The sequence below is a fragment of the Sorangiineae bacterium MSr11367 genome (assembly GCA_037157805.1).
In the GTDB taxonomy this organism is placed as follows: domain Bacteria; phylum Myxococcota_A; class Polyangia; order Polyangiales; family Polyangiaceae; genus Pendulispora; species Pendulispora rubella.
Window position 1 is genome coordinate 10,102,998 of the sequence record CP089983.1, and the last position, 24,295, is coordinate 10,127,292.

Below are 24,295 nucleotides of genomic sequence, written 5' to 3' on the forward strand. Positions count from 1 at the left end.
AGCCACATGTTGACCGAATCCCGCGACACGCTCCAAGACCTCAAAAGGCGCCTCACGGCGCTAAGGGGGCATCTTTGACGTCGCTCGACTGAAGCGCGAACTCGACCGCCTCGCCGAGCAAACCCTGGCCCCCGGCTTTTGGGACGACCAAAACAAGGCCCTCGCCCTCACCCGCAAGCGCTCGAGCATCGAGCAAACCGTGGTGAACTTCGAAAAGCTCGAACGCGACGTGGAGGATTCCTCCGTCCTACTCGAGCTCGGCGCCACGGAAAAAGACGACGATACCATCGCGGAAGTCGCCAAAGGCCTTTCCGAGCTGGAACATCGCGTCCGCCAGACCGAACTGGCCCGCATGCTCTCCGGTCCGGCAGATCGCTCGGGCGCCATCGTCAGCATTCACCCCGGGGCCGGCGGCACCGACGCCAAAGATTGGGCGCAAATGCTCCTGCGCATGTACATGCGATGGTGCGAGCGGCGCGGCTACAAGACGGAAATCGTCGACTACCAAGAGGGCGACGAAGCGGGCATCGACGCGGTGTCCTTCACCGTCTCGGGCGATTCGGCTTATGGCTATTTACGCTCCGAGAACGGCGTCCATCGCCTGGTTCGCATGAGCCCCTTCAATGCGGACCACACGCGGCAAACTGCGTTCGCCGCCGTGGAGATCACGCCCGACCTGGACGATGACATCCAGATCGACGTGCAGGAGAAGGACATCGAAATTACGACGATGCGTGCCGGTGGTAAGGGCGGGCAGAACGTCAACAAGGTCGAAACCGCCGTCCGGTTGCGCCACCTGCCCACGGGCCTGAACATCGTCTGCCGTGCGGAGCGTTCGCAGCATCAAAACCGCGCCATGGCGATGAAAGTGCTCAAAGCGAAGCTCTATGAATTGGAGCTGCAAAAGCGCGAGCAGGCCAATGCGGCGTACCAAGCCACCAAAAGCGCCATCAACTTCGGCAGCCAGATCCGCAACTACGTGCTCGCGCCCTACCGGCTCGTCAAAGACGCACGGACGGCGCACGAGAACAGCAACGTCGACGCCGTCCTCGACGGCGACCTGGACTCCTTCCTCGAGGCGTACCTGCTCGCTGCCGCTGGCGGCGACCTGAAAAAGGGTGTTTCCGCCGACGACGCGGCCGACCTGGCATGATAAACCCACGGCCACCAAGATGTCGCCGTCCGACCCGAACTCACCTTCGCCGCGAGCCCCACAGGGAAGCTCGCTAGGTTCCGCCGAACAAGCGCTGCTCGAGGCGCGCCGCGCCAAGGCGCAGCGCGTTCGAGCGCGTGGTGAAAACCCGTTTGCCAATGACGTCGTCCCGCGCCTCCCCGGCTCGGAAACGAAGGACATCGGCGCACTGCGCGCCTTCGCCGAGTCGGCGCGCACGGACGGCAAGTACGGCGAAGACGCGGTCAAGAAGCTCGCCGAAGGGCGCACGTTCCACGTTCACGGCCGCATCATCGCCCATCGTTCCGCCGGTGGGCTCTCCTTCCTGCGCCTTCGCGATCGCACCGGCGAGATTCAGCTCCTGGTGAGCCAGGCCACGCTCGGCGAAGACTACGCGCGGCTCGACGACTTCGACATCGGCGACATCATCGAGACCGAGGGCGCCCTCACCGCCTCGAAGCGCGGAGAGCTCTCCATCGAGCCGGCGCGCCTGCGCCTGCTCACCAAGGCTTTGCGCCCGCTGCCCGAGAAGTGGCACGGCCTTTCCGACGTCGAGACGCGCTACCGACAGCGCTACGTCGACCTGATCGCCAACCCCGGCGTGGCCGACGTCTTCCGTGCGCGCAGCCACATCGTGCGGGCCATGCGCGCGGTCTTCGAAGAGACGGACTTCCTCGAGGTGGAGACGCCCACCTTGAACACGCTCATCGGCGGCGCCGTCGCGAAGCCCTTCGCCACGCACCACAACGCGCTCGATATGGAGCTCTTCATGCGCATCGCGCCGGAGCTCTATTTGAAGCGCCTCATCGTGGGCGGGCTCGAACGCGTGTACGAGATCGGCCGCTGTTACCGGAACGAGGGCATCAGCACGCGCCACAACCCCGAGTTCACCATGCTGGAGTTCTATTGGGCGTACGCCACGTACGAGACGCTCATGGACTTCACCGAGACGCTCCTGCGCCGCGTCGACGCGCACCTCGCCCGCGTCATGCCCGACGCGCACCGCGGCTGGCTCGAGGCGCGCGCGTTCACCTTGGCGGAGCCCTTCGTGCGCCTGCCGATGGAGGACGCGGTGAAGCGCGCCGCCGAGCGCACGCAGATTGCGGACTGGGCCCGCGCCGTGGAGAAGAGCGGCGCCGGGCTGGTCGACCTTCTGCGGAGCGACTTCGGGGAGCGCATCAAAGAGTGGTCGAAGAGCTCGCCCCGCGCGAAGGCCATCGACTGGGGCAACTTCCGCAAGGGCATGCTCAAGTGCGACAACGACGGCGAGCGGCTTTTCGCGCTCTACGAGTACCTCTCGGAGCCGTTCCTCGTCGAAGACTACCGCTCCGCGGACGGCTCGAAGAGCCTCCCGGTGTTCGTGAAGGATCACCCGTACGAGACGTCTCCGCTTTCGCGCAGGAACGATTTGCGTCCCGAGTTGGTCGATCGGTTCGAACTGTTCGTCAGCGGCCGCGAACTCTGCAATGCCTTCAGTGAGCTCAACGATCCCGAGGACCAAGCCGAGCGCTTCCGCGCGCAGGTCGCCATGAAGGCCAAGGGCGCAGAAGAGACCATGGATTACGACGAGGACTACGTGCGCGCCCTCGAGCATGCGATGCCGCCCACCGCAGGCCTCGGCCTGGGGATCGACCGGCTGACCATGCTGCTCACCAACGCGCCGTCCATCCGCGACGTCATTCTGTTCCCGCTTCTTAGGGCCGAGGTCTAGTTGACCATGTCGAGCGAGCAGAGCCAGCGCTGGAAGACGGAGGCCGTCATCCAGCCGTGGACGCCCGGGGAGGCGCTCGGGGTCGGCACGAGTGCCCTTCTTCGGCACTGGAAATCGCTCATCGGGCCGCTGCTCGGCGCCGTGCTCACGGGGATCATCTTCCCGCTGGCCGCGCCGATCTTCCTCGCGCAGCTCGCGGAGCTCTCGCTGGCCGCCATGCGCGACACCCCGGCGGAACCAGGAACCCTGGGGCGTGCCTTCGGACGGGGCCTACGGCTTCTCGGTCTGGGCGCGCTCGGGGCGCTGGTCACGTTCTTCATCCCGATGCTGGCCGGGCTCCTATGCCTGGCATCCCACGCGTGGTCGCCGTGGGCGCTCGTGTCGCTGATCCCGGCCCTCGCCATCGGCATCGTCTGGAACCTACGCTTCGCCTTCACGGCCTACTTCATGGTCGATGAAGACGCGAAGCTCTTCGAGGCGATGCGCAAGAGCTGGCGCGCCACCTCGCACTGCCTCGATTCGATCCTGCTGCACGCGGTCGTGCTGGCGCCGCTGGTGCTGGTCAGCGTGATGGTCCCGGTCCTGGGCATCGTGGTTCTGCTGGGCATCCAGCAGATCGGCTTGGCCTACGGCTACGCGCGCACGACCGGCCGCAACGACCTGCCCTGGTTCGATCCGGAGTACAAGCGCCGCGTCGTCCGGCGGCTCCTGCGCATCACCTTCGTCGCGTTGGTCACGCTCTTCATCGGGCTCACACTGTTCGTGCGCGCCATGCCGACCTTGCGCGGCTCCGCATGGTCCGCCCAGGACACGGCCGTCCGTGCGGCGGCCATCGTCAGCGGCGTCATCGCCATCATCGTCGGCCTCGCGCTGCTGCTACCCTACGCGCTCGATCGCCTCGAGGGGCGGAGCTTCGAATCGTTCGTGGGCGCACGCCACATTCGCGCGCAAAAGAGCGGCTTTCTCACGGTCATTTCGATTCTCTCCATCTCCGGCGTCGCGCTCTCCTCGTGCTCGCTCTCGAGCGTGGTCAGCGTGATGGGCGGCTTCGGCCAGGATCTGAAGCGGAAGATCCTCGGCAACAACGCGCACATCGTCGTCGACATGACGAGCCAGTCGGCGTGGGAAAACTACGACGACGTGCTCCTCAAAATCCGCGCGGTGCCCGGGGTCGTGGGCGCCACCCCGGTGGCGCACGGCGAGGGGATGATCTCGAGCCCCTCGAACCTCTCCGGCGTCATCGTGCGCGGTGTGGATCCGGTCACCATCGGCGGGGTCATCGAGCTGCCGAACAACATCGAGGTCGGCAAATTCGAGTACCTGGAGCACCCAGAAAAGCTCGCCAAACTGCCGCCCGACGAGGTCATCGGCCTCGGCTCCCACGGCGAGCAGTTCCTCAAAGGCACCGAGCTGGGCCTGCCCGACGACATCGATCCGGCGGTGCGCGAGTCCATCATGGCCAAGCCCGCGCGCCCCGGCATCATCATCGGGCGCGAGCTCGCCAAGACGCTGCACGTCTACGTCGGCGACGAAGTCACCTTGGTCTCCGCGCTAGGCGATCTCGGCCCCATGGGCGTGATGCCCCGCACGCGAAAATTCCGGGTGGCCGCCATCTTCTTCAGCGGCATGTACGAGTACGACGCCACGCACGTGTACACGACCTTGGAGATGGCCGACGAGTACTTCTCCCTGGGCGACAAGGTCCACGCGATCGACGTCAAGGTGGAGGACGCCGAACGCGCCGAGTTCTTCACCCCGGCCATCACCGATGCGATGAAGCGGCCCGAGCTCCGCGTGCGCGATTGGCGCGAGATCAACCGGAACCTGTTTTCGGCGCTCAAGTTGGAGCGCTTCGCCACGTTCATCATTCTGTCGATCGCCATCATCGTGGCGAGCTTCTGCATCATCTGCACGTTGCTCTTGATGGTGACGGAGAAGGGCAAAGAGATTGCCATCCTCAAGGCCATCGGTGCGAGCGATCGCTCGATTTTGCGCACCTTCATGACCGAGGGCATGATCATCGGCGCCATCGGCACGGTGTTCGGCGTGGCCACGGGACTGGCGCTCTGCACCGGGTTGAAGTGGTTTGGCGTGCGGCTCGATCCGGACGTCTATTACATCGATCGATTGCCCATCAACGTGGACGCACTCGACTTCCTCTCGGTGGCGCTCGCGGCGATGACCATTTGCACCTTGGCCACCGTGTACCCAGCCTATGCGGCCTCGACCCTTCGTCCGGTCGATGGCCTACGTTACGAGTAACAGGGAGAATTCAACGTGCCCAACGCTTTGGTCATCGCCGATAACGTCCGCAAGTCGTTCCAACACATGGGACGTACCTTGGAGGTCTTGCGCGGGATCGATCTCTCCATCCACGAGGGCGAAATCGTGGCGGTGGTCGGGCAGTCCGGTGCGGGGAAATCAACCTTTTTGCACTGCCTGGGGACGCTCGACATCCCCACGAGCGGGTCGCTGCGCCTCGCGGGCGAGGAGCTCACCCAGGTGACCAGTTCGCGCCTGGCGGACATTCGAAACCGCACCATCGGCTTCGTCTTCCAGTTCCACCATCTGCTGCCCGAGTTCAACGCGGTGGAAAATGTGCTCATGCCGGGGCTCATCCAGGGCCGCTCCCGCCGCGATCTCGAGCCGCGCGCGCGTGCGCTCCTGGAAGAGGTCGGCCTGAAAGACCGCATTTTGCACCGCCCGGGTGAGCTCTCCGGCGGTGAGCAGCAGCGCGTCGCCCTCGCGCGCGCCCTGGTGCTCGAGCCCAAATTGCTCCTCGCCGACGAGCCCACGGGCAACCTGGATTCATCGACCAGCGCGCAGATCCACGACCTATTTTTCACGATCAACAAGCAGCGCGGCACCACCATCGTCGTGGTCACGCACAACCTGGCCCTCGCGGCCAGCATGCCCCGCGTGGTCACCTTGAAAGACGGCCGCGTCGAAAAAGACGAACGCCGCAACGCCGTCGCCGAAGTCCAAAACTCGGCAACGGCGTAGGAGCTCGGAAGCAAGGCAGGCTGGTTCTTTGACGACTTCCTAGAAAAATGTATACTTTTCTAGATTCGTCATGGACAAAGAAATACAAATCTCTGCGCTCGTTTCCCAAACGACCAAAGACCTGCTCGAACGGCACGTTCGTGCCACGGGAACGAAGAAGGGTCACCTGGTGGAGCAAGCTCTGCGACACCACCTTCAAGCCCTCCAGGAGCTTCCGGCGGATGTCGTGATCCATCCCAAGATCGTCGTTACACGTAAGTCCGGAGAAGCGATCCTCGAGGAGATGGAAGCGGGCGAACCAACCACCGCACTACGGCAGCTGATGCGCCGTGGAAGTTAGGCCCCTGCGAGAGGACGACGACCGGGCGGCATTCCGCTCCGGCGAGCCGGATCTCGATCGCTTCCTTCACAAATTTGCTGGCCAGAATCAGTTCAAACACTACGTAGGGGTTACCTACGTCGCAGTCCAAGATGGGGCGATCCTAGGGTACGCCACGGTCTCTTCCGGTCACATCGAGATCGATGAGCTGCCCGCGGGCGTGCGAAAAAAGCTGCCGCAGTATCCCTTGCCCATATTGAGATTGGCGCGGCTAGCGGTGGACGAGACTGCGCGTGGCCAGGGTTTAGGCCAGCTGCTCCTCCGCTTCGTCCTCAAGCTCTCCATCACGATGAGCAGTCTCTCCGGCTGCATAGGCGTCGTGGTGGACGCAAAAGCCGGCGCCATCGATTTCTACAAGAAATATGGCTTCATTCCGCTCGACACGTTGGAGGGCCAGTCCGAAGCACGGCCCCAACCCACGGAGATGTTCCTGGCCATGCGCGCCATCAAGGCGAGCAGCGCCTAGGAGTCCAAAACTCCGCGACGGCGTAGGGCCATCGCGCCTCCTACGAGCTTCTCGAACCGCCAAGACACCAAGAACGCCAAGGGCGGAGATTCATCGCCGAGCGTATGCTCGACGATCGGGCCCCCCCGATCCCACTCTTGGCGTCCTTGGCGTCTTGGCGGTTCGCGCCAGCAGCTACGTCGGGTCGTTCGACTCTTTTTCGGCGGTCAACACCCGCAAAAGCTCGGGCGGCACGCGAAGGGTATCCGCTTCGCGATCGAAGCGGAGCATCATGAAAAATTCGACACGGTCGCCGAAGACGAAGACCTGAACATCACGAATCTTTCCTCGGCAGGCCATCAAAGCTCGCTGGGGATCGGCAACAGGAACACCGTTCACCGTAAGTGACAGGTTCCGATACCCGACACGAAGTTGGGCCGAAGCTTCCTCGCTTCGCTCATCATCGTCGTCGTCCAGCAAGTGCTCGAACACGCTCATTCGACTGGTTCCCCTCGGTCTAAGTTGGGCGCGCGCACGTCTGCTATCTGCTATTACGTGGGTGGTGAGTCGTCAGAACCCCTCGGGCCCGCGCGCGCGCCAGGCGGGTCGCGCGCGCGGGCCACTCCTCTCCTTCTACTCCCCTCCCTTGGTGGCACCCCCCCGGGCCCACAGTCTTCGCCCCAGCATGTCTTCGGTAGGCTCGACGCCAGGACTGCCCACCCATTGAGCAACCCACGTGCCGCTTGCCGGCTGCGCTGCCTGGAGCGGAATAAAAAAGCCTCTTTTGGATCTTTTGCCGGGATTGCGTAGGCTTACAAGAGTGGTTCCGTTGACATCTATCTGGTGAAGATGGAACGAACTGCGCGGTCACAGCCGCACGCACAGCTGTCTCGAAGCCGCAAGCTCGCTAACATAGACTCCTCACGACATGGCGCATGACCCCTCGGAAGAAGGCCTCGATTCAGCGACGTCGACGCTCATTCACGATCTGCCCGATCTGAAGCCGCTCGGCGCCATGTTGCGCATCATCGAGCCTGCGGGTCAGAAGCCGCATCGTCTCGCCTCGGGCAAGTGCATCATCGGCTCGGCGCCCACGTCCGACTTCGTCGTCACCTCGCCCACGGTCTCACGCACCCACGCCGAACTCGAGCTCGTACCCGACGGCGTGCGCGTGACGGATCTTGGTAGCCGCAACGGCACGCACTACCTCGGACAGCGCATCGAGCGCGCCGTGCTCTCGCTTGGTTCGCGCATCAAAGTCGGCGCTGCCGAAATCGCCATCGACGCCGACACCGAGTCGCTGGAAGAAGGGGCCGCCTACCCCGACGACGAGTACCGCAACATCGTCGGCGCCTCTTATGCGATGCGCCGCATCTTCGCGACCCTCGAGCGGCTGGAGGGTTCGCTGGTCACGGTCCTGGTCGAAGGCGAGTCAGGCGTAGGTAAGGAGCTCATCGCTCGCGCCCTTCACGAAGGATCGGAAGTGTTCGCTGGGCCGCTCGTGGTGGTCAATTGCGGTGCCATCCCGCGCGACTTGGTGGCAAGCGAGTTGTTCGGACATCGTCGCGGAGCGTTCACTGGTGCTGTAGAAGCGCGCAAGGGTGCGTTCGAAAGTGCGGACGGTGGCACCCTGTTCCTGGACGAGATTGGTGAGCTTCCGCTCGACGTGCAGCCCATGCTTCTGCGCGCCCTCGAAACGGGCGAGCTCCGCGCCGTCGGCGCCGATGGAACGCGGCGCGTGCGCGTGCGCGTGGTCGCCGCGACGCACCGCATGCTCGAAGAGGAAGTGGAAGCGGGTCGCTTCCGCGAAGACCTCTTCTATCGTCTCGCCGTCGTGCGTATGCGCATCCCACCGTTGCGCGAGCGTCCCGAGGACATCGAGCCGATTGCGCGCCGTTTGGCCGAGCAAGCAGGCCAGAAATCGCTTCCGCAAACGATCATCGAGCAACTGAAGTCGCGCACGTTCCGCGGCAACGTGCGCGAGCTGCGCAACTTGGTGCAAGCGTATGCGGCGCTCGGTTATTTGCCGGGCGACAAGAGCGCGGCGAACGAAGGCGCACTCGCGGCTGCGCTGGCTGCGTACGTCGACCTCGACCGTCCCTTCCTCGCACAAAAAGAGGCGCTGGTGGAAGACTTCACCGTCGTCTACTTGCGCGCGCTGCTGGCGCGTACGCAAGGCAACCAATCCGCTGCGGCTCGGATATCCGGATTGGATCGGACGTACCTCGGCAGGCTTCTCGCAAGACACGGATTGGGGAAGCGATAGGCCATTAGATCTGGAGGCCGTCCCCGGCTCGCGGGTGGAACCGAAGGCGATCACTGCTCCGTTGGAGAGGTGGCACCTCGAGGATCCCCGCGAGAAGGGGATCCGACCTACGGACGGGTCCCATCACCCCAAAGGGCGAATTGAGTCCCATACCTGACGTCCGTAACTATCGAATGAGGCCAGAATGGTGAGGGGAAGTCTAATAGCTGGCGTTTTGTGCGCGCTAGCGGCGCCGCTCGCATCGAGCAGCACCGCTCACGCCGACGACGGCAAGATCAAGCCGAAGGACTTCACGGCGACACTGCCGTCGAAGCCCGCTGGCTCGTCCGTATCAGTGCAGAATACAAACACCGCCTCCACCTCCAAGAGCGCGCAAAGTGAACTCGCCGCTGCACAAGCTTACGACCGCGGCGCCGCAGCCTTCGACGCGAAGGATTACGCGCGCGCAGCCGACGAATTCTCGCGCGCCGATACGCTCGCACCCAACACGCTCGCACTCCAACTCGCACTCGACTCGGCCATGCGCGCGGGTCGCGCGGCCATGGTCATGGACCTCGCGACGCGCGCTGAAGCACGGCTGTCGCAATCACCCGCGTCCAGCGATCGCACCGTGCTCACGGGACTCATCTCACGTGCGCACGCCGAATACGAAGTACGCACGGGCACACTTACCATTCAATGCGCAGCGCAACACACGTGCGCTGCGCAAGTCGACGACCGGCCTTGGGCCGTCAACGCACGCACGTGGATCGGCGTCGGACGTCATGTCCTCAGCATGAAGATCGACGGCCGCGAAGATCACCGCGACGTCGTGATCGCATCGCGCGAGCAAGTGGAAGTGCGTCCCGATCCGGATGCCCCCGCTCCACTCCGTGGAGCCAATGTCGCACATAGTACCATATCGAAGGATCCAATATCGCACCCTGTCACCCCAGGGCAAAACCAGGGCAATTCAACCGGTTCCCGACATCTATCACCAACGTGGTTTTGGGTAGGAGCAGCAACCACCGCGGTCCTGGGCGGACTCACGATAGCGTCAGGAATCGATACGAACGCGAAGCACGATGAGTTCGAGTTGAACCGCACTTCCGATCGCGCGAGCGAGGGTCGTGGGGCACAAACGCGCACGAACGTGCTTCTTGGTCTCACTGCGATTGGAGTGGCCGCAACAGCCACTCTCGCAGTGTTCTTCGTAGATTGGTCGCATTCACGAACACCAGGTCGTGCTTCCGGACCCCGAACGACGTTGGGGCTCGGTAGTTGCTTAACTATCACGACGACCTACTAGCCCATGAGGACCGGGACAGCGGTCCTTCCAGAGGGAACCTGATGAACCACGCGGAACAGGCCAGTTTCATATCCGATCGAGCGGAGGTTCTGAGCCATTCACGCTATGAAGTGGTCACGAAGATTGCCGCGGGTGGAATGGCGACCGTGTACCTGGGTCGCGCACGCGGGGCGAAGGGATTTTCCCGTGTCGTGGCCATCAAGCGTGCGCATCCGCACCTGCTAGAGAGCGCTGCATTTCGCGGCATGCTGCTCGCGGAAGCGCGCCTCGCCTCGCATATCCACCATCCCAACGTGGCAGGCGTGATCGACGTTGAAGAGTTCGACGACGAGCTGCTTCTGGTGATGGATTACGTGGAAGGGCTCGCCCTCTCCGATCTCTCGCGCGGCATCTCGCGCAAGAACGAGAGCGTTCCTCTTCCGATTGCCTTCCGTATCGTGCTCGACGCGGCGGCGGGGCTTCACGCCGCGCACACCACGGCCGACGAACTGGGGCAGCCGCTGGGCATCGTCCACCGTGACGTTTCGCCCCAGAACATCCTCGTCGGTCTCGACGGCACGGCTCGCGTGGTCGACTTCGGCATTGCCAAGGCCACGGCACTAACGCCACAGATGACGCAGATCGAGGGCACGACCGACGGCGCCCGCAAGGGCAAGCTCGGGTACATGGCCCCGGAGTACGTGAGCGACTCCATCGTCACGCCGCAAGCCGATGTGTTCGCGCTCGGCGTCATCCTCTGGGAGCTCGTTTGCGGCCGCCGTCTCTTCCGAGCCGGCGATGCCATCCGCACGTTGCGTGCGGTTCTGCGCGGCCCGATTCCGGTGCCGTCGTCGGTGAATCCTGCCGCGGGTGAAGCGCTCGACGAGGTCGTCCTCAAGGCGCTCGCGCGCAATCCGAAGGAGCGCTACAAGACGGCGCTCGAGTTTGCGGAAGCGCTCGAGGCAGCCGCCCGCAAAGACCACGACGTGGCGAGCGCCGCGCGCACGGGCGCATGGGTCGAGGACCTCGCGCACGAGGCACTGGAGAAGCGTCGCGCGCTCTTCCGCGAGACCATGAGCTCCTTGCGCATGTCGAGTGCGTTCGACACGTTCTGTCCGCGTTCGGCCCTGGTCGCGACCAGCGGGAGCGCCGAGCGACCGCAGGGCATCGAGCCGACGCCGGCCCACGGCAGCCGCGATCTTCCGTCGCAACGCATGCGTGCGCATTCGCAGCCGGAAGACGGAGCGCTGTGCCACACGGGCAGCCGCTCGTGCGCCGAGGTGGAGTTCAACTCCTCGCGGCACCTCACGCCGATGCCGGTGCGCGCCGCGCGCTGGTCACTCGCGCGGCTGGTACAACTTGCCGCCGTGGCCTCGGTATTCGTGGTTGCCGGCGTGGGCATCCACGGCGAGCTCTCGGTGAAGCCGAGCCACGACACGTTCGATCGCATCGTGCGTGCGGAGCGCTACCTCTCGTCATCCACGCCGGCTGCGCCGGTGACGACGACGGCAGCGCCTGCGCATGCAGTCCCGCGCCTGGATCGTCCCGACGTGCACCCGCCGGCCCCGGCCGCCGCACCCGCGCCCACGCCAGCCACTGAGGCAGCCGCGCACGTCGAGGCTCGCCCCGCCACTGAACCGTCGGCGGCGCCCGCGCCTCAGGCCCCCGCGCCGGTCGCGAAGGAGAGCACGTCGAGCGGCTCTTCGCATCGCTCATCGCGCAATAGATTGCGCAAGTCGGACAGCTCGCTCTCGCAGCAAACGACCAACCTTGCCAAGTCCCTGCAAGCCAACGCCGAAAACGCAACCGAACTGCTCAACCGCGCCCCGCCGAATCCGTACACCAAGCGATCGCCCTAGCAGAACGAGGGCGCGTCGCCGGAACGAAGCGTGCTTATCAATCGCGTGCTCATCGCTCGCTTGCAGCCTGCCGCAAGATGAAGGCGGTGAGCGCGCTGAGGTTGAGAAAGTTCGTCTTTCGCAGAAGGGACTTTACGTGCGTCTTATACGTATTCGGCGACATGTCCTGATCAATCAGGAACCGGTCTCGGGCAACACCGGCAAGCACACTGGCCAGGATTTGCGACTCCCGAGGAGAAAGCGAATAGGTCTCCGAAATACGCATCAGGATGGGGCCCACTTGCGGAGAGCCAATTTCGCGAATCAGCGATTGGCGCACGAAGGGGGCCAGCTCCTCCGGTCCGCAGGGCTTGCAAATGAACAGTGCACCCAGCCGGGCCGCGCGATTGACCATGGCCGGCTCGAGCACCGCCGTGAGGATCGCCATGGGGATGGACGGATCGCGCACGCGCGCGAGGTCGGCCAGGTCCATCCCCGAGTCGTTGCCGAGCTGCTCGTCGACGACCATGCCGTTCCACATCCAGCGATAAATGGCTTCTTTCGCCGTGGGTGCGTTGTGCACTACGTGCGCCGGACCGAATCGCTTGATGAGCGAAGCGACCTCCCTGGCCACGACGGGATCGTCAGCGACGATCAGAAACCCCTCCCGAGAAGTCATCATGACTCGTAGTAGCGATTCACACGCGCCCCGGCCCAAAGCCGATATCGAATCCCTCCAGAGACCGCCGGGCCACGGTAGTTCCACCATAGCGTATCCATTCCGTCGTATGCGGCAAACATCGCGGGCAATATCGACCACGGCGGCGTTCCTCGTCAGTGGACTGAGCGCGGCGTGTGGGCTCAACTGGGCAGTGGATGAGGCGCCTGGCAATACTGACTTGCGTGACGCAAGTGACGATAGCCGTATCCTCCCCGATGGCGGTCTCAGCGGACCTCCGCGCGCCTGTTCGCGCACCAATCCGTGCTACTTCGACGAGTACTGCGATTACTCCGACGGAAAATGCGGCGCCGGTGGCGAAGGCGTCTGCCAGCTGCGCCCGAATTCGTGCACCGCACTGTCGCCGCCCCAATGCGGCTGCGACGGCCGCCGTTACACGATGGCGTGTGAAGCGCATCGCGCGGGCATCGACGACGGCGCCGACGCCTGCGCTGCCAACGCGCCAGAGTACTTCGCATGCGGCCCCACGAAGCAGTGCCTTGTCGGCTCGGAATACTGCCTGATCTCCGGGCTGCTCGCCGGTCGCTCGTATCAGTGCAAGGCCTTCGCGGGTGGGTGCTCGGCTGCCAACTGCGACTGCGCGCGCAAGACGGATTTCTGCGTGAGCTGCTCCGAAGTCACCGGCGGCGGCACCCTGAACGACTGCTCGCTCTGAACCGGCCGGAGAATTTACAGAAGACGGGAAGGGTTGAGGGGTTCCGCGCGCCCACCGCGCCCCGATGAAAAATCAAAAACTTCCCGTCTTCCCGTCTTCCTGTGAATCTCCCTCTGGCCGGGTTACCAACGGACGACGACGGAGCTGGGCGTGGTGTGGGCTTCGCAGCCTTCGACGTTGACCTCGATGGCGACGGATTCGCTGCCGCTGGCGGCGGTGGAGTGCACCGTGGCCTTGGGGACCACTTGCTCGGGGCGGAGCGCGCGGAGGATTTCCGGCGGGCACACGAGGCGGACGTCGACCTCCGTGGGCTGGCTCTTTCCCTTGGCCTGGCCCACGACGGCCACGGGGATCTTCACGAAGGGTCGCTCGACCACCTCACGTGTGATCTCCGCCGTGACCAACACGCTCTGCGTCGCCAGATCCGGAAGCACACGGCCGGTGGGCCGGTCGATCGCCAGATGACGAGGGAAACTACCTTCCGTCAGACCCGACACGTCGAAGGAGTCGGCACGCACGTGCTGCAGCACCAGCACTTCGCTCTTCGGCCCGCGCACGCGGACCGTGGGCGGATCGGCCTGCGGGACACCCTTCACCACGAAGCCTGGTGCCGGCGTCCCCACCACGCTGACCTGAATCGGCACATCGCGCGTCACCCGGTCTTCCCACACGAGGTCGATCGCGGGCGGATCGATCTGCTCCACGCGCACGCTCGGCGGCACGTGGACCATCCCCGGATCCAAGGTCACGCGGCGCTCGGAGCCAAGGTGGACGTCGATCTGCAGGTAGCCGATGTCGTCGGAGTGAAGATCGTCCAACGCGGAGCGCGAGCCACGCAACGTGAGCCGCACGGACGGAGGCATGGGGCTCACCAAGACGCGGTCGGCGCTCTCGGGCGGCATCAACGCCACCAGGTTCACCGTCATGGTCCGCTGTGCGTCCTGCGCGCCGTGAAACAGCGAGTACAAGAGCAGCGCCAGGACGAAGGCGATGAACTTGAGGTTCAGGTTCTCCGTAAAGGCGGCCTTCAGCTTTTCGCCGAGTTCGAGGGCCATGGTCTACTTGTCGGATTCTCCCGAGTTCGGGACTTGCGTGCCTTGAAGAGAGCTGGGCGCCGGCGCTGGCGTCTCGATCGGTTTGGCCGGTGCGAGGCGGCGCGGGGGCGAAGGCTCGGGGCGAGGGTCGATGTCGTCCAGTGAATCACGCGCCGGCGGCGGGCGCTCGGCCGAAGACGGCGGAACGCGATCGCTCTGCGGCTGAAGGCTGGCCGGCGGCGCATCGCCCTTGCTCGAGCGCGGCGGAAGCGAGAAGCGGTACGAACCGGTCTGCCGCTCCTTGTCCTTCTTCGGCGGCGTCTTCTTCTTGCGGGCGCGCTGACCGAAGAGCCCGAGCAGCGCCTGGCGCAAGGACGCACCATCCAGGTTGGAGATGATGTTGCCGTTGAAGCAGAAGCTGATCGTCCCGCGCTCCTCGGAGACGACGACCACCACGGCATCCGTCTCCTCGGTGATGCCGAGGGCCGCGCGGTGCCGCGAGCCCAGCGACTTGTCGAGCACCTTGGTGTCCGGCATCGGGAAGAACACGCCGGCCTTGGCCACGCGCAGGTTGCGGATGACCACCGAACCGTCGTGCAGCTTGTTCAAGCTTTCCGGGAGGAAGATGCCCACGAGCAACTCGCGCTGCACCTGCGCGTCGATGAGCGTCCCCTGCCCCACCACGAATTCGTCCAGGTTCGCATCCTGCTCGAAGCAGATGAGCGCACCGATACGGTGGCGGGCCAGCTCGGTCGCGGCCGCGACCACCTCGTCGATGACCCGCGATTCCTGCTGCCGCGAAATGCCACCGAGGAAGGCCCGCGCGCCGACGCGCATGAGCGCGCGGCGGATGTCGTTCTGGAAGACGACCACCACGACGAGGATGATCGACGACAGAAGCGACGAGAGAAGGTTGTACAGGGTGACGATGTTCAGCCAGCGCGCCACCAGGTAGACGACGAAGATGACCGCGAGGCCGGTGCCCATCTGCATCGCCCGCGTTCCACGCATGACGATGAGCGCGCGGTAGATCACGTAGGTGACCACCAGGAGATCGAGAAGGTCGATCATGATCTCCCGCGGCGGCCGCATGGAGAAGAGGTGGAGGAGGCCTTCAAGCATGGTCGGGACCTCCCAACGCAGCGAGCGCCTTCACCACCTCGAGCGCTTGCCGCGTGGCCTTCACGTCGTGCACGCGCACCACCTGCGCGCCCAGCAACGATGCGTGAACCGCGGCGCCGATGGAGGCTCCAAGGCGTTCAGCAGGTGCGGGATCACCCTTCGTCAATTTCGTCAGAAACGATTTGCGGCTCGCCCCAATGACGATGGGAACCTCCACGGCACGCGCCATCTCCGGAAGACAGCGCAGCAGGTCCGCACTTTGGGCGGCGGTCTTCGCGAAGCCGAGCCCCGGATCCATGAGCAGCGAAGCATGCGGAACTCCGCGGGCCATGGCTCGTTCGGCGGCCGCGCGCCATTCGTCGACGACGTTCTTCACCACGTCATCGTACGCGCCGCGGTAATCGCTGAACCCGCGCATCTCGGCCTGCGTGCCCCGTGCATGCATCAGGATGAACGCCGCATCGGCGCGGGCTATTTCGTCGGCGAGCGCATCGTCGCGCAAACAGGAGACGTCGTTCACCGCGCATGCGCCCGCATCGAGGCAGGCGCGGGCAACCTCGGGACTCGCGGTGTCGATGGTGACGCAAGCGCCGGCCGCCTCGGCCTTTTCCACGGCGTAGCGAACGACGCCAAGGACGCGGGCGAGCTGAACGCTGGCTGGAACGGGCGCGGCACCGGGGCGGGTCGACTCCCCGCCAATGTCCAGAATGTCGGCCCCCTCCTGCAAGAGCACGTCGACGCGTGCGCGGGCGTCTTCCTCGTCGAACGACTGCCCACCATCACTGAACGAATCGGGTGTGACGTTGCATATACCCATGACCGCCGTGCCCCGGGTCGTCGACGCACGCTGGATAATTGCAAAGAGAGACCTTGCCCGATTCACCGACTCTCCTTCCGGAACGAGCCGCAACTGACTCGTTCAAGTGAAGGCCCCGCCAAAGCTCCCGCAAGCTCCCTACTCGGCCTTCCTCTTAACCACGTAGCAATACCCATACCGTTGAGCAAGGATTCGTAGCCTTGCCACGGCAATTCGCGGCGGAGTACCTTCTCGCCTCACGGCTTGCGGTTTCTATAAGCCGGCACGAGGGCCAAACCTCCCAAATGCTGCGAACGAGGGTCCGAGCAGGGGCGATCGCCGGGGTGGTCATGAGCCTCGGCTTCGCCATGATCATCACCTTGGCGCAGGTCGGCGACGCGCTGATTCCTCAGCTCGAGCCGCATTTTGGCGCGCCGACGCCCACGACGATCCGCGTTCCTTACGCCTCGTTCATTCAAAAGGCGCAGTCGTCGCTCATTGCGTACGAGCATACGCGGGTCCTCATCCCCCGCGGCACGGTGCTCGACGAGTCGAACGACGCGCACCGCATCGCCTACGCGTTCGAGATGACGCGCCGGCCCGCGCAATCGATGCGCACGGCCGCGATGTTCGTGATCCATTTGACCTTGCTGCTCTTGGCGTCGGCGTACCTTCGCCGGTTCGGACCGACACGCACGCGCCTCCTGCGCACGCAGCTCGGGCTTTTCGGGACGATGGCCGGCGTCTTCATCGTCGCCAAGGTGTTCCTCGTCTTTACACCGTTGAGCGAATTTTGGATTCCCGTCGCCACGGTTCCCCTGTGGTGCACCTTCGCCTTCGAGCGGCGCACGGCCTTCCTCATCAACGTGATGATGACCTTCATGGCCTCGTCCCTCTTGGTGTTCGACCTGCCATTTCTGGCGGTGCTCATCACGCGGGGGCTCGCCTCGAGCCTGCTCTTTCTGAACCGCAAGCACCCCCGGCAGATGATGCTCGCGGGGCTGGGCGGCGGTCTGATTGCCGGGACCATGTACGGGGCCATCATCACGGTGTTCGAGGGCCAATTCGCGATCGGGCGCCAGCTCTACTTCGGGCTCGATTCCCCGCTGCTCGGCATCGTGGGCGGCGGGGCCCTGGCCGGGCTGCTCGCGCATTTCCTGCGTCAGTTCGCCGTGCGTGCGCTGGGCAGCGTGGGACGCGATCGCTTGATGGACCTGACGGACCTCGAGAACCCGCTGCTGCGAAAAATGGCGGAGGAGGCGCCGGGGTCGTGGGAGCACGCACGCGCCATGGCCAATCTGGCGGAGGCCGCGGCGGCGGCCATCGGAGCGGATGCGCTCCTCACGCGAGTGGGCGCGTACTACCACGACCTCGGGAAGACGATTCAGCCGAAGTACTTCGTGGAGAACCTCGCCGCGGGTGAGCGCACACCGCACGACGATCTGGAACCCGAGGTGAGCGCGGACGCGATCATGGCGCACGTGGTTCAGGGAGCGAAGCTACTGCGCGACGGCGGCATCCCGGAGCCGGTCGTGGAGTTTGCCTACACGCACCACGGCACGCAGGTCATCGAGTACTTCTGGCACAAGTGCAAACAGCGCGGGAACCCGAAGAACCTGACGGAAGAGTTCTTTCGCTACCCGGGCATGAAGCCGCAAACGAAGGAGACGGCCATCCTGATGCTGGTCGACTCCATCGAGGCCGCGAGCCGCACGATCCAGCCCCCCGAGAAGGCGAAGTTCGAGGAGATGATCCAGCGCATCATCTTCACGAAGCTGAAGACGGGCCAGCTCGACGAGGCGGGCCTCACCTTGGAAGAGCTCAAGATCCTCATCGTGAAAATGGCCGACACCCTGGTGGCGATGTACCACGGCCGCATCAAGTATCCCTGGCAGGAGAAAGACGAACGCCGTCGGAGCAAAGGCGCCATCGTCGCCGCCGCCCCCGTTTCCCAAGCACCGGGCGTCAAGCCCTCCCCCAGCGGCAGCGGCGAATCGGGCAAGGGCTCGTCCAAACCGAACTAAGTTTCACGCGAGGAATCGATGATCGAGCAGTCGTTCATGAAGTCGCTGTTTCACGGCGTGATCGCGGACAACCTGATCGTGCCGTACCCGGAGCCTTTGCCGGCGGAGACGAACAACCTGCACATCATGCTCGACAGCGTGCGCAAATACTTCGCGCAGAACGTCGACGCGCAGAAGATCGATCGCGAAGCCTTGGTTCCCGACGATGTGCTGCAGGGCATCAAGGACCTGGGGCTCTTCGGGCTTTTGATCCCGAATGACTACGGAGGTATCGGGCTTTCGGCGACGGCGTATGCGCGTGTGATGCAGGAGGTGAGCGGCCTGGAAGGCTCGCTCGCGGTGACGTTGGGCGCGCACCAGTCGATCGGCATGAAGGGCATTTTGCTCTTCGGGAGCGAAGAGCTGAAGCAAAAGTACCTGCCGCGCCTGGCCACCGGCGAGTGCGTGGCCGCGTTCGCACTGACGGAGCCGAACGCGGGGAGCGATGCGGCGGCGATTCAAACGCGCGCGGAGCTCAGCGACGACGGCAAGTACTTCACCCTGAACGGGTCGAAGATCTGGATCTCCAACGGAGGCTTTGCGGATCTTTTTACCGTGTTCGCACGCACCTCACCGGCGGAGCACGGCGCCAAGCCGCGCATCACGGCCTTCGTGGTGGAACGCGGGATGGGCGTGCGCACGGGCCCCAACGAGCACAAGCTGGGCATCCGCGGTAGCTCGACGACCGAGGTGTACTTCGAGGACGTGAAGGTCCCCATCGAGAACGTGCTCGGCGAGGTGGGGCGCGGCTTCAAGGTCGCCATGGAGGTGCTCAACAGCGGCCGCCTGGGCGTGGCCAGCGGCGGCATCGGGTTGGCGAAGCGCCTCATCAAGCTCTCCGTGGAGCGCGCGCGCGAGCGCAAAGCCTTCGGCCGGCCCATCGGGGAGTTCGGGCTCATCAAGGACAAGATTGCCCAGATGATGGCGGGCACCTTCGCCCTCGAGAGCATGACGTACCTCACCACGGGTCTCATCGACTCCAACGTGGCCGACTACTCCGTGGAGAGCGCCATCTGCAAAGTGTACGGCTCGGAGACGCTCTGGAAAATCGTCAACGAGGCGCTGCAGATTGCCGCGGGCATCGGCTACATGCAGGACTACTCGTACGAGCGGCACCTGCGCGATGCGCGCATCAATTTGATCTTCGAGGGCACGAACGAGATTCTGCGCTGCTTCATCGCGCTGAGCGGGATGCAGGGTCCCGGGCGTCAGCTGGTGGAGGTGGCGCGGGCCATGCGCGAGCCCATCAAGGGATTCGGCCTGCTGAGCGATTTCGCCATTCGCAAGGCGCGCACCGCGCTGGGCCGCGAGCGCTTCACACGGGCGCACCCGGTGTTGAACCGCGAGGCCGTCGTCTTCGAGGAGTACACCATCGAGCTGGCGAAGAACGTCGACAAGGCGTTGCGCAAGTTCGGCAAGGACATCGCCGAGATGCAGTACACGCAGAAGCGGGTGGCCGACATGGCCATCGATCTGTTTGCCATCGCGGCCGTTCTCTCGCGCACCACGCGCGCGCTGGAGCAGCGCGGCGAGGAGGGGGCTCGCCGCGAGATCGACCTGACCACGGTGTTCGTCTCGGCCGCGGAAAAGCGCCTCGCCGACAATGTCGCCGCCTTCGAGAAGAACGACGACGAGCTGCGCAAGGCCATCGCCGACCGCGCGTACAACGACGGCGGCTACCCCTTCGACATCATTTGACGCGCAGTCGATAAAGCCGGACGGGCTGGTCGACGTTGGAGACGCCGCCGTTGAAAAGCGCCACGCGATCCATTTGGGGCGTGGGAAGCCAGATGAAGCCGTCCTCGTCGATGTCGGGCGCATCGACCCAGTGCAGGCGCGCGTCCTGAAGGACCGTGGTGATGGTGCCGCCGGCGGTACGGCGCTTGATGGCGTTGGTCGCGAGATCGCCGAAATAGAGGTCGCCGTTCGCGGTCATGGCAGTGCCGCCGGTGGGCGGGAGATCGGCCCAAGGTTCGACCTTCGCCGCGAGGTCCGTCGACGGGATGGACGCGTCGTCGAGCCAGCGCGTTTCGATGCGCGACCAAGGTCCGTGGAGGGATGCATAGTACAAATATTTCCCGTCGGGGCTCACCTCGAGGGGATCGGCGTTCACGCGAAGAGGAGAGCCGTCGGGCGCCTTGACGATCGCGCCGTCGACGATGATGGGCCGATTCGATGGCGCGGTGGCCGAAGGGTGTCCATCGAGGACGCGCCGTGCGGCGCCGCTGTCGAGGTCGAGCACGATGATGCCGGGGCGACCGGCGTCGGTGAGGTAGCCATGGCGACCGTGAAAGCGAATGTCGTCGACGTAGCTTCCAGGCCCTGCGATGCGCGCATCGAAGGGATACACGCGGACGACCTGGTTCGTTCGAAGATCGATCGCCACGGCCTTGGGGCCCGAGGGCACGGGCGGACCGCCGAAGCCGGAGACGCCGGCATCGATGACCCAGAGGTGGCCGTCGCCATCGCGGTGAATGGCGTTCACGTTGACGAACGATTGGGCGGGATCGCGACCGGGCTCGTTCCACGCGGCGCTCGGATAGGGCTGGGGCTGCCCCGCCTTGTCGAGCACGCCCACCGAGGGCCCTTTCGAGCCCGTCCAACGCGGGCCGGAAACGAAGACGCGCCCGCCCTCCACCGCCACGCCGTTCCAGATCATCGTGCGACTCTCGGCCGCCACGGAGAGGGTCGACCGCTCGGAGGCCGAGGTCACGGCCGGCGTCGAAGAGGACGTCGACGAACAAGACGCGAGAAGTGCCGCCATCAGAAGAAGCGCTGTTTTCATCGTGGGTAGCGCGGAGATAGGAGGTGGCGACGCATTCGGAAATACGGCAAAATAATGCCGGTAGTATCGAATTTGATACCGACATGGCCGCAAAGAAGAAGACCTACGATTGCGCCGCAGGTTGTCCCGTCGAGGCCGCGCTCGATCTGATCGACGGCAAGTGGAAGGGCGTGATCCTGTACCACCTGCAAGAGGGCACGCTCCGCTTCAACGAGTTGCAGCGCCGCTTGGGCGCGGTCAACCATCGCATGCTCGCGAAGCAGCTGCGCGAGTTGGAGGAGTCCGGCCTCATCACGCGCACGATCCACGCGCAGGTGCCGCCGCGGGTCGACTACGCGTTGTCACCCGAGGGCAAGAGCATGCAGCCCATCATCGAAGCGCTCGCCGCGTGGGGCCAAGCGCGCCTGGCCCGTCTCGGCTAGCCATACCCCCGGTCCTCGGGGATAGCGTGACAGTGTGACGGCGTGACACGAGCTCGCCCACGGCGGGGCGCATACAAACGGGTGCGTGATCGCGCGTTCCGCGCAACCTCACACGTTCTTCTTCTGGCTCTCTGCCAGATAAAAATGAGGGTAGGAAAAGTTCCGGTGGAGCGATCAGTTGTCGGCGCAGCTTACCCCAACGAGGAATTCGGCCACCGGTCCGCGCCCGCTGCGCGTCCCATCACCACCCCACGTGTTGTTCCCGATAGCTGGACGCCGTTGGGCGTTGGTTCCCTGCCTTCTCGGGCACGCGGAGGGCTGTTGCCTCCCAATCGTACCAATGGCAACCCATCATCTAGATCTGCGACCTTGTGAATGCGGAGTCCGGAGCGCCGCGCTCCAAGGTCTGACCCTGCACCTTGCCAACCCTGGGCCAATCCGCATCCACCGAAACATGCGCCGATCTGCGCCGCACACCTGTCCCGGACGATGTTGCACCTGTCCCGGACACCCGTGCCCCAGCCGCATGCCCCCCCGCATGCCGCCCCGTGATGGGCATCGCGAGCTCCGGGCGTGCCCGGCTCTCTCAGCTGCCCGGCTGCAAGCCAAGTCGCTGTCGCAACACCTGAATCTGCCGCTCCAGCTCCTCGGGCGGCAACGCCAGCGCCATGCGGGCGCGGTCGAGCATGGCGCGCTCCTGGTTGTCGAGCTTCCCATCGATGAGGGCCGCCGACACGAGTCCGGCAAGGAACCACTGGGGTGACGCACTCACCAGCGGGCTCGTTTGCGCGGCGTGGGGGTTGGACATCACCTGCGCGACCGTTTCATCCGGAATGACCCAGCGGCGGCTGCACACGCGCAGGAGCTTCTTCTCCTGCTTGCCCAACTTGCCGTCTTGCGACATGAGCGACGCCATCTGCGCGAAGAGAATCTCCCGCTCGCGCGGGTCGGCGATGTTGGGCACCAGCCACTCCGGAAGCGGCTGCTCGTGGTTCGCGCGCGGCCGCACGTCGCCCGGTGCGAGCATCGCATCGAGCACCCACGACTGCTCGCCCGCGGCCACCTCCGTGCCACAATAGTCGCACCGCGGATTGTCGCTCTCGGTGAGCGCGCCACCGCAATTCGGACAGATGACCGACGTCATCGAGAACTTCGCATGCACGCCCGCCCGGCGTGTGAGCTTCACGATGGACTGATTCGGCGTCGGCTCCTGCTGCGGCTGAAAGCGCGCGGACCAGTAGACCTTCACGTACACGTGGTCGAAATCGTTCTCCGGACCGGGATCGCACAAGATGCAGTCGGCGGCGCCAATGGCCACATCGCTCACGTTGGCGAGGGGTGCGACGTTGGCGCGCATCTGAATGAACTCCGCCGTCGCGCACTTGCGCACCGGCACCGGCGAGCGCTTGCGCGCCGACTCGATCCACTTCCAAAACAGGTACGAGGCGCGGTCTTCGAGGACCTCGCGCGCCACCAGCGGATCCGTCTCGCGGAGCTCCACGAGGCCGGGCACCTCGCCGTGCGACTCCGGGTACCACTCGGAGAGCTGCGTGATCTCCGAGAGAACCCAATCGTGCTCCGCGGAGCAGGCGAGCGCACCGCAATACTGGCACTTGATCATCTCGGCCTGCACATCGAGCGGCGCGCCGCAGCTCGGGCAGCACTTGCCCACTTGCTCGGGCGGGAGCCGGGTCACCGCGCCTTGTTTCCGCACCAAGGTCCAGATCTCGGTGTACGGCTCGACGGAAGCTCCGCGAAGCGCCGCAGCGATTTGCTCGGGCGTGGACTGCGCGGGCACCATGCGATCGCGTGCCTGTGCGGTGAAGCGCACGTGCACCACGTCGATCGGCGGGCGGGAATCGACCGCTTCCACCGTCGTGTAGAGGATCGACGCATCGCTCATCACGTTGCGCATCCCTTCGGTGCGCATCAACTCGAGCTGCACTTGGAAGCGGCTGAACACGCCGTCGGACACGAAGGGGCGGGCCGGCTTCATGTCCCCCGCGCACCACGCCTCGCGCAGGGTGACGCTCATGTGCTGCACGCGCTGGATGATGCTCTCCACCGTCAGCTGTGGATCGCGCGCCAGCAGCGTCTCGATGGACGCGTTGCGCGGCCTGGAGGTGGCCTCGTGCTGGGCATCGAGGATGGCCGCACGCTTGTTTCGTGTGGAGCGCGCCACCAGCCACCAGATCAGGACGATCCCTCCCACGATGAACAGCAGCACGATGAACCCGACGAAAAAGCCACCGTCCGACGAGCCGCTGCTCGAACTGTAGCCCCCTCCGCTCGAATACGACGTGCCGCCGCTGTACGTGCTCCCGCTCGATCGGCTCGAGCTGCCGCTGCTCCCACTCGACCGACTCCCGCTGGACGTGCTGCCGCTGGAGCGGCTTCCACTGCTGCCGCTCGAACGGCTTCCACCGCTGCTGCCGCTGGAACGACTTCCGCCGGAGTAGCTACCTCCCCCGCCCGGCCGGGCCGAAGCCAACACCGGCGAGAAGACGTAGATGAGGCAAACGGCCAACGCGAAGAGGCGCAGCGCGCGCAAGACCGAACGGAAAATGGAAAGCACGCGAGAAGAGTAACACCCCTCCCA

Annotated in this window: 20 protein-coding genes; 13 read left to right on the plus strand and 7 right to left on the minus strand. The window is 64.9% G+C overall.

Features of this window, described 5'->3' with window-relative positions:
- The first annotated feature begins 6 nt into the window (after positions 1-6).
- From prfB to LVJ94_38900, 6 genes are all read left to right on the plus strand, one after another.
- Positions 7-1,153, plus strand: a protein-coding gene (gene prfB, locus LVJ94_38875; GenBank protein WXB02859.1) for a peptide chain release factor 2 whose coding sequence is annotated in 2 segments (ribosomal slippage) — positions 7-75 and positions 77-1,153 — 1,146 coding nt in all. Because the reading frame shifts where the segments join, the coding sequence is not laid out codon by codon here.
- A gap of 19 nt (positions 1,154-1,172) precedes the next feature.
- Complete coding sequence (locus LVJ94_38880) at positions 1,173-2,882, plus strand: lysine--tRNA ligase (GenBank protein WXB02860.1); 1,710 nt, start codon at positions 1,173-1,175, stop codon at positions 2,880-2,882.
- A gap of 6 nt (positions 2,883-2,888) precedes the next feature.
- Positions 2,889-5,144: an ABC transporter permease gene (locus LVJ94_38885; GenBank protein ID WXB02861.1), complete on the plus strand. Its 2,256-nt coding sequence runs from the start codon at positions 2,889-2,891 to the stop codon at positions 5,142-5,144.
- A gap of 66 nt (positions 5,145-5,210) precedes the next feature.
- Entirely contained in the window at positions 5,211-5,885 is a 675-nt protein-coding gene (locus LVJ94_38890) for an ABC transporter ATP-binding protein (protein ID WXB10786.1), read from the plus strand.
- Between the two features lie 70 nt (positions 5,886-5,955).
- Positions 5,956-6,225: a hypothetical protein gene (locus LVJ94_38895; GenBank protein WXB02862.1), complete on the plus strand. Its 270-nt coding sequence runs from the start codon at positions 5,956-5,958 to the stop codon at positions 6,223-6,225.
- The gene (locus tag LVJ94_38900; protein ID WXB02863.1) at positions 6,215-6,730 is read left to right on the plus strand and encodes a GNAT family N-acetyltransferase; all 516 of its coding nucleotides are present in this window, start codon (positions 6,215-6,217) and stop codon (positions 6,728-6,730) included. Before LVJ94_38895 ends, LVJ94_38900 begins: the two co-directional genes overlap by 11 nt.
- 174 nt (positions 6,731-6,904) lie before the next feature.
- Here LVJ94_38900 and LVJ94_38905 read toward each other — a convergent pair whose 3' ends face one another.
- Positions 6,905-7,207, minus strand: coding sequence for a hypothetical protein (locus tag LVJ94_38905; protein ID WXB02864.1), 303 nt, complete (start codon positions 7,205-7,207; stop codon positions 6,905-6,907).
- 430 nt (positions 7,208-7,637) lie between these two features.
- Between LVJ94_38905 and LVJ94_38910 the strand changes: the two genes are divergently transcribed.
- The 3 genes from LVJ94_38910 (at position 7,638) to LVJ94_38920 (ending at position 12,101) form a co-directional block, all read left to right on the plus strand.
- Positions 7,638-8,975 carry a sigma 54-interacting transcriptional regulator gene (locus LVJ94_38910; protein WXB02865.1) on the plus strand — a complete coding sequence of 446 codons (1,338 nt, stop codon included), beginning with the start codon at positions 7,638-7,640 and terminating at the stop codon, positions 8,973-8,975.
- Positions 8,976-9,159: 184 nt separating this feature from the next.
- The gene (locus LVJ94_38915; GenBank protein WXB02866.1) at positions 9,160-10,263 is read left to right on the plus strand and encodes a hypothetical protein; all 1,104 of its coding nucleotides are present in this window, start codon (positions 9,160-9,162) and stop codon (positions 10,261-10,263) included.
- Positions 10,264-10,304: 41 nt separating this feature from the next.
- Positions 10,305-12,101, plus strand: coding sequence for a serine/threonine protein kinase (locus tag LVJ94_38920; GenBank protein ID WXB02867.1), 1,797 nt, complete (start codon positions 10,305-10,307; stop codon positions 12,099-12,101).
- Positions 12,102-12,150: 49 nt separating this feature from the next.
- Here the strand turns inward: LVJ94_38920 and LVJ94_38925 are convergent, their stop codons facing one another.
- Positions 12,151-12,762, minus strand: coding sequence for a response regulator transcription factor (locus LVJ94_38925; GenBank protein ID WXB02868.1), 612 nt, complete (start codon positions 12,760-12,762; stop codon positions 12,151-12,153).
- 217 nt (positions 12,763-12,979) lie between these two features.
- Between LVJ94_38925 and LVJ94_38930 the strand changes: the two genes are divergently transcribed.
- Entirely contained in the window at positions 12,980-13,474 is a 495-nt protein-coding gene (locus tag LVJ94_38930; protein ID WXB02869.1) for a hypothetical protein, read from the plus strand.
- A gap of 122 nt (positions 13,475-13,596) precedes the next feature.
- On the opposite strand, the gene LVJ94_38935 is transcribed toward LVJ94_38930, so the two are convergent.
- The 3 genes from LVJ94_38935 to folP are packed head-to-tail and all read right to left on the minus strand — an operon-like array spanning position 13,597 to position 16,513.
- Complete coding sequence (locus tag LVJ94_38935; GenBank protein WXB02870.1) at positions 13,597-14,529, minus strand: YbbR-like domain-containing protein; 933 nt, start codon at positions 14,527-14,529, stop codon at positions 13,597-13,599.
- Positions 14,530-14,532: 3 nt separating this feature from the next.
- Complete coding sequence (gene cdaA / locus LVJ94_38940; protein WXB02871.1) at positions 14,533-15,630, minus strand: diadenylate cyclase CdaA; 1,098 nt, start codon at positions 15,628-15,630, stop codon at positions 14,533-14,535.
- Positions 15,623-16,513 carry a dihydropteroate synthase gene (gene folP, locus LVJ94_38945; protein ID WXB02872.1) on the minus strand — a complete coding sequence of 297 codons (891 nt, stop codon included), beginning with the start codon at positions 16,511-16,513 and terminating at the stop codon, positions 15,623-15,625. Before folP ends, cdaA begins: the two co-directional genes overlap by 8 nt.
- A gap of 263 nt (positions 16,514-16,776) precedes the next feature.
- On the opposite strand from folP, the gene LVJ94_38950 reads away from it, so the two are divergent.
- The gene (locus LVJ94_38950) at positions 16,777-18,450 is read left to right on the plus strand and encodes an HDIG domain-containing protein (protein ID WXB02873.1); all 1,674 of its coding nucleotides are present in this window, start codon (positions 16,777-16,779) and stop codon (positions 18,448-18,450) included.
- A gap of 18 nt (positions 18,451-18,468) precedes the next feature.
- The gene (locus tag LVJ94_38955) at positions 18,469-20,187 is read left to right on the plus strand and encodes an acyl-CoA dehydrogenase family protein (protein ID WXB02874.1); all 1,719 of its coding nucleotides are present in this window, start codon (positions 18,469-18,471) and stop codon (positions 20,185-20,187) included.
- Here the strand turns inward: LVJ94_38955 and LVJ94_38960 are convergent.
- A complete protein-coding gene (locus LVJ94_38960) occupies positions 20,180-21,274 on the minus strand; it encodes a major royal jelly family protein (GenBank protein WXB02875.1) in 1,095 nt (364 codons plus the stop codon). The two genes, LVJ94_38955 and LVJ94_38960, sit on opposite strands and share 8 nt — an antisense overlap.
- 83 nt (positions 21,275-21,357) lie before the next feature.
- On the opposite strand from LVJ94_38960, the gene LVJ94_38965 reads away from it, so the two are divergent.
- Entirely contained in the window at positions 21,358-21,696 is a 339-nt protein-coding gene (locus LVJ94_38965) for a helix-turn-helix transcriptional regulator (protein WXB02876.1), read from the plus strand.
- A 586-nt stretch (positions 21,697-22,282) separates the two neighbouring features.
- On the opposite strand, the gene LVJ94_38970 is transcribed toward LVJ94_38965, so the two are convergent.
- Complete coding sequence (locus LVJ94_38970; GenBank protein ID WXB02877.1) at positions 22,283-24,271, minus strand: TIM44-like domain-containing protein; 1,989 nt, start codon at positions 24,269-24,271, stop codon at positions 22,283-22,285.
- Positions 24,272-24,295: the final 24 nt, after the last annotated feature.